The organism is Oleiphilus sp. HI0086, from assembly GCF_001635225.1.
This window is the reverse complement of sequence record NZ_LWFZ01000732.1, coordinates 1-5,890: the sequence shown is the minus strand read 5'-3', so window position 1 is coordinate 5,890 and position 5,890 is coordinate 1. Positions and strand designations below refer to the sequence as shown.

The 5,890-nt window shown below is 42.2% G+C and carries 3 protein-coding genes; 1 reads left to right on the top strand and 2 read right to left on the bottom strand.

What is annotated here, in order from left to right; translation table 11 throughout:
* Nucleotides 1-414 precede the first annotated feature (414 nt).
* Entirely contained in the window at nucleotides 415-3,489 is a 3,075-nt protein-coding gene (locus A3756_RS12240; RefSeq protein WP_156490439.1) for an EAL domain-containing protein, read from the top strand.
* Between the two features lie 98 nt (nucleotides 3,490-3,587).
* On the opposite strand, the gene A3756_RS12235 is transcribed toward A3756_RS12240, so the two are convergent.
* Together A3756_RS12235 and A3756_RS12230 are read right to left on the bottom strand one after the other, a co-directional pair.
* Nucleotides 3,588-4,790, bottom strand: a complete 1,203-nt coding sequence (locus tag A3756_RS12235) for an alginate export family protein (protein ID WP_068553591.1) — start codon at nucleotides 4,788-4,790, stop codon at nucleotides 3,588-3,590.
* A gap of 251 nt (nucleotides 4,791-5,041) precedes the next feature.
* A complete protein-coding gene (locus A3756_RS12230) occupies nucleotides 5,042-5,884 on the bottom strand; it encodes an ABC transporter ATP-binding protein (protein ID WP_068553593.1) in 843 nt (280 codons plus the stop codon).
* Between the last annotated feature and the right edge of the window lie 6 nt (nucleotides 5,885-5,890).

The window sequence follows — 5,890 nt, the reverse complement described above, 5'->3', positions numbered from 1 at the left end:
TACAAGGTGGATAGGTTTATGTTTTCCTGGGCTGAAAACGTTCTTAATGATAACCCACTTTCAAGCCACTTCTTAACAATGGCTTCTTTAAACTCTTTTGAATAATGCTTCACTCATATTCTCTTACCGCCTCCTATTCAATTATTAAAAATTAACAGAGGCGACAACTATCCTGACACAGGGGGTTCTGAATCAGCTTCAAAACAAAATCTATAACTCATACTATGAACAAACTTCTTATCCAATGCCTTGATCTGGCACAAAGACTTATTAATACCTGATAATTCCGCCAATAAATTTACATTATTTTTAAGCTCGTAACTCTGCAGCTGGTGTTTTTTTGAACTACACTTAAAAGATTGCTTTGGCCTTCCAAATACGCGGCTATTACCTTTAACCAGTAGACTTTTAACTTTGAATAACATAACAAAGAAAGCAAGCAACGCCCACGTACAGATATTGCCCAGTATAGCGCTACGGGTTGCTAGAGGCACATCAACCGTCTCGTTATTCTTTCTTCTGTATCTGAGTATGTTGATTGGCTCCACAAGCGCTTACGCAGATGAGCATCTCAGCCCATCACTCAAAAATGTCAGTATACAACTGAAGTGGAAACACCAATTTCAATTTGCAGGATTCTACGCAGCCCTGGAAAATGGCTATTACCAAGATGCCGGTTACAACGTCGAGATCAGAGCTGCCGGTCCTGATATAAACCCCATCACAGAAGTGCTTGAGGGTAAGGCTGATTATGGCATAGCCAATGCTGAGCTTGTGCTCTATCACCTGAACGGCAATCCTCTCGTCGCATTAGCAGCCATTATTCAACACTCGCCAATCGTATTGATGACTTTAAAGAAGAATAATCTGCTAACTCCACAAGACTTAATCGGTAAACGCGTGATGTACCCAGAGGGACATTACGGTTCAAATACGTTAGGACTGTTAAAGAAAGAAGGGATTAATGAGTCACAAATTGAGTCGGTGCCCTTATCCTACAATATTCAGGATTTAATCGATGAAAAAGTCGATGCAATGGTTGGTTATATAACCGATCAACCCTTCCAGCTGAGACAAAGAGGTGTCGAATACAACCTTATAGACCCTCGTGTTTACGGAATAGACTATTACGGAGACGTGTTATTTAGCACAGAGTCTAAAGTTGATGAGCATAGCGATGAAGTGAAAGCCATTAGAAAAGCCAGTATTGACGGCTGGCGTTACGCTATTGAGAATCCAGATGAGCTTATTGAGCTCATCAAGAATAAGTATCAATCAGAACTCAGCATTGAAGAACTCCGCCATGAAGCTCAGGAGACCATTCGTCTAATCGTTCCCAAACTGGTGGATCTGGGACACATGAACCCAGGAAGGTGGCAGCACATCGCTGACTCGTTTACCGATCTTGGCATGAGCACTGGCGAATTGAACCACGAGCGTTTCATTTACTCTCCTGAACTAAATGAAGCCAGCCAACTGACGCGTCAGGTACTCCAAGTTTCCAGTATTATATTTGTTATTGGCGCAGCCTTTATTTCAATCTTATTCTATGTCAATAAAAACCTGAAACGCGCTGTTAGTGAGAAAACAATGTATCTCACCAAGGCTAATCGGGAATTAATTGTTTATACTAAACAATTAAAAGACAAAGAGGATGAGCTGCATACGCTCAACACTGAGCTTGAGAAACGAATAATTTCCAGAACAGAAACCATCAACAAAATAAACTACGAACTTACGGAAGAAATAAATCAGCGTAAAAAGCGTGAAGTATCACTGCAACTCTTATCCCAAGCGATTGAGAGTAGTGATAGTACAGTATTAATTATAGATAAGGAGCACACAATTAGTTATGCCAGTAAGGCATTTCTAAAGCTTACTGGTAGCTGTGATATGAAGCTGGAGGGGCAGCCAATTTCGATACTGGAAAACAAACTTTCCCTTCCCCCGATCTCCTCTCAGGAGTTGAGTACACAAAGCTTATCGCCTAATACCGAAGGTCTGATTCAGAGTAAACTCAAGTGCACCGATGCAAATGGTGACACGCATTGGATGAAGACCAGTATTTCATTGCTTAAAAGCCATCCCTATCAAGAAACCTCAGAAATATCTCACTATGTGATTACTTTCGAAGATATCACCGATATCAAGAATCATCACGATGAAATGGAACGTATGGCTTTATACGACCCGCTGACAGGTCTAGAAAATCGGGTACTATTCCAGAAGAGGCTCGAGTCAGCAATTCAAAATGCCAAACGTAATATGGTAAAAGCTGCATTGTTGTTTATTGATATAGATAACTTCAAAACCATTAATGACTCCCTAGGTCATCAGGCCGGTGACGAGATTCTAAAATCCGTCGCCAAGCGCTTGAATGAGCATGTAAGGCAAAACGATAGCATTGCTCGTATCAGTGGTGATGAATTTACAGTCTTACTAAGCAACATTAAGAATTACGAAGATGCCAGTAAAGTAACACAGAATATAATCAACTCTTTTGAATCTCCCGTGATCATCGACACTCAGGAAGTCTTTATCACCGCGAGTATTGGCATTAGCGTCACCCCTGAAGACTCGCTTAATGACACTGACCTTATTAATAATGCCGACATCGCTATGTATCAGGCAAAGCAAAGCGGCAGAAACAATTATCAATTCTTCTCTGAAGATATGAACAACGAGATCCGCTATAAAATAAAGACAGAAAAGGAAATTCAGCACAGCATTGAAAACCAAGACTTCTTTTTGGTTTATCAGCCGATTCTCGATTTAAAAGATCAAAGCATTTCAGGCGTAGAAGCATCTCTACGCTGGCAATACACTGAAGAAGATATTCGTATGCCCGATGATTTTATCTCGATAGCAGAAAATGCAGGCAGCATTATTCCTCTCGGTAACTGGGTGCTAAAACAGCTTGTAAAAGATATCCAAAGACTACTTAAAGAAGGCATCAAAGATATTAGCTTTAGTGTCAACATATCGCCTAGACAACTTAAAGACCGTTACTTTGTTTCTGAAGTACGAGCGCTATTTTCCGAACACCCGAACTATATTAAATACCTGCATTTCGAGGTAGTTGAAAAGTGCTTCGTTGACCAAAAGCCCGAAGTGATTGGTCGTCTAAAAGAACTGAAAGATATGGGCGTTCATATTATCATCGATCGTTTTGGTTCAGGCTATGCGTCAATGAGCTACTTGAAACAAGTTCCGGCTCACGCCTTAAAAATAGACCAACGCTACCTTAATGGTCTCCCTGAAAATCAGGCAAACACTAACTTTAGCAATGCAATTATTAGTATGGCTCATCAGATGAAACTTTCTGTTACTGCTGATGGCGTTGAAAATGATTTACAGCTTGCACACTTAAAAAGCCATGGCTGCGACTACGCACAAGGAAGTTTATTCCATGAAGCAATGAAGCTCGAAGCCTTGCTAGAGTATCTCTCTAGCCCACATAAAAAACCGAAAAAAGCTAGCCTGAATTAACAAGAGGAAAGTCTTGTCAACCCGCGACGGGTACGGCACCAGGCTAGCAAAATAAGACCCTGAAGTCTTATTAACGGCTTATAGTTATGTGTCAGACTTTAGAACTTCATTCCAACCCACGCCCACATTACGGACTTATCAGTACCGCCAGAAGGTGCCGAGTAATCAGCATACTTCAGGCCTCCGCTATAGGTTTTATTAAACTTTTTGACTGCCAAAAGATCTATCTCTCTACCCGCGTCAGCACTGCCTTCATCGGTCTCAAAATCATGGTAAACACCCACCAGTTTTACACCAGCGAACTTACCTGAGACTGAAGCATAAGTGTCTACAACACCATTACCGCCACCCGCACCAAACAAGGACTGACCTAGAAATGCATCAGCCCAACCTTCAAACTTATGAACAGTTGCTAAAGGTGTCGCGAACGACTGATTGCCGTCGTCAGATCCTAAGGACGAATACCCAAGCTTGCCTGTCACTCCTGACGCAGTTAGGCCAACCTCAGCCATCATATAATCCATACTGGCATCTTTCGTTTCATTATCTTGCGAAGCATACTCTAGAGCATATGAAACTTTCAGATCTTCACCTGCTAATGTTGAGCCGGTAAAACTTGCACCAATTGTTGATAGCTCATCCCAACCATCTGCGGCACCATAAGGCTCTCCTGAGATCTCATAGTTGTATACCACAGCTTTACCAAAGGGAGTTTGGTAAGCAACATTTAATAGTGTTATATCAGTATCAGCGACATCCGCAAAGGCACCTGAGTTAATTCGGTTTACTTTATAAATATAGGATGCATCTAAAGTAAGACCTTCAATTGGCTTAACCGTAACTCTCGCCGCATCAAAAGTCTGGCGATCTTGGCGCCAACCAACATGACCTACATGACGCTGACCGTCCAAGGCAATCACTTGACGCCCTAGTTTTGCTGTCACCATGTCATTCTTATATTGAATAAAGCCTTGATCGAGCTCAGTTACTTCTGAGTCTAGAATTAATGCATCATCGTCCGCTTCTTCAATCCCCAAAACTTCACGACTATCTTCAAACTCGACCAGTGCAGTAAAGCCTTTGAATTCTGCCGTTTTGTATCCGATTCTCGTACGTAGGGTTAAGGCATCTGAATCAGTGTCATTGCTTCGGTCGTCACTTTCATATCGTAAACGCAAGTCACCATAGGCTTTACCACCTGTAATCGCCTCAGTAATCGTTTCTGGTGCAGCGACAACGCTACTCGAAGCAATGATCGTAGCGATTGCTGTGCTTAATAGGCTAATTGAACGTTTTTTCATTTACATCTCCTAGTTACTTTTTTAAAGGCCAAGCATAAGTCAGTCATTCTTTGTTTATGCTGTGACCCTCGCTATAAATATGGCTTTACTAATTCTTAAGGCATTAAAAAAGCGCTCACAAACAATGCGCTGTGAGATAACTACTGAGCCTCTACTCAACAGTTTTCTCGTGTCGCATTACTTGTGAACGCCGTTGTCCACCTACCCCCTATGTTTACGCCATTGTAAACGGGAGTAATGATTAACTTGTCTTACGCTGCCGCAATACCTGAGGCAGCTTTAGTTTTTTTTACTGAGGCACTAATCGGTTCAACTTTTCGTTGTTTTTCGTACAGGAACTTTAGAACTTCTGATCGAAGGTGAACGTATTCTGGGTCTTCTGCTAAGGCCAATCGATCACGAGGGCGTTCAAGACCAACATCTAATATTTCACCAATCGTTGCCGCTGGGCCATTAGTCATCATGACAATTCTATCTGACAGCAAAACTGCTTCGTCAACATCATGGGTGATCATAATAACGGTATTATTCAGCTCATTCTGGATCTCCATTAAGGAGTCTTGCATATGCGCCCTGGTCAGGGCATCTAGCGCGCCAAATGGCTCATCCATTAACAAAATCTCTGGCTGCATCGCCAAAGCACGAGCGATACCCACACGCTGCTTCATACCCCCTGATATTTCGTCAGGACGCTTATACATAGCGTGATCCATATGAACCAAGTGAAGATTATGTTCTACCCACTCTTTAGTTTCTGCTTTTGACTTAGTTTTTCCGAATACTTGCTTAACGGCCAGCTCAACATTTTCATACGCCGTCAACCACGGCAATAGAGAATGATTTTGGAAGACAACGGCTCGCTCAGGTCCTGGTTCTGTCACTTCTTTGCCGCTAAGAACTACACCGCCATTGGTTGCCTGATGTAGGCCAGCGACAACGTTCAAAACGGTTGACTTACCACAACCCGAGTGTCCGATAAGCGATACAAACTCGCCCTTTTTAATTTGTAAACTCACGTCCTGCAGCGCTGTGAACGGCCCCTTTGGTGTCGGAAAGACCATATCTATATGACTAATATCTAATAATGCGCTCATAATTCT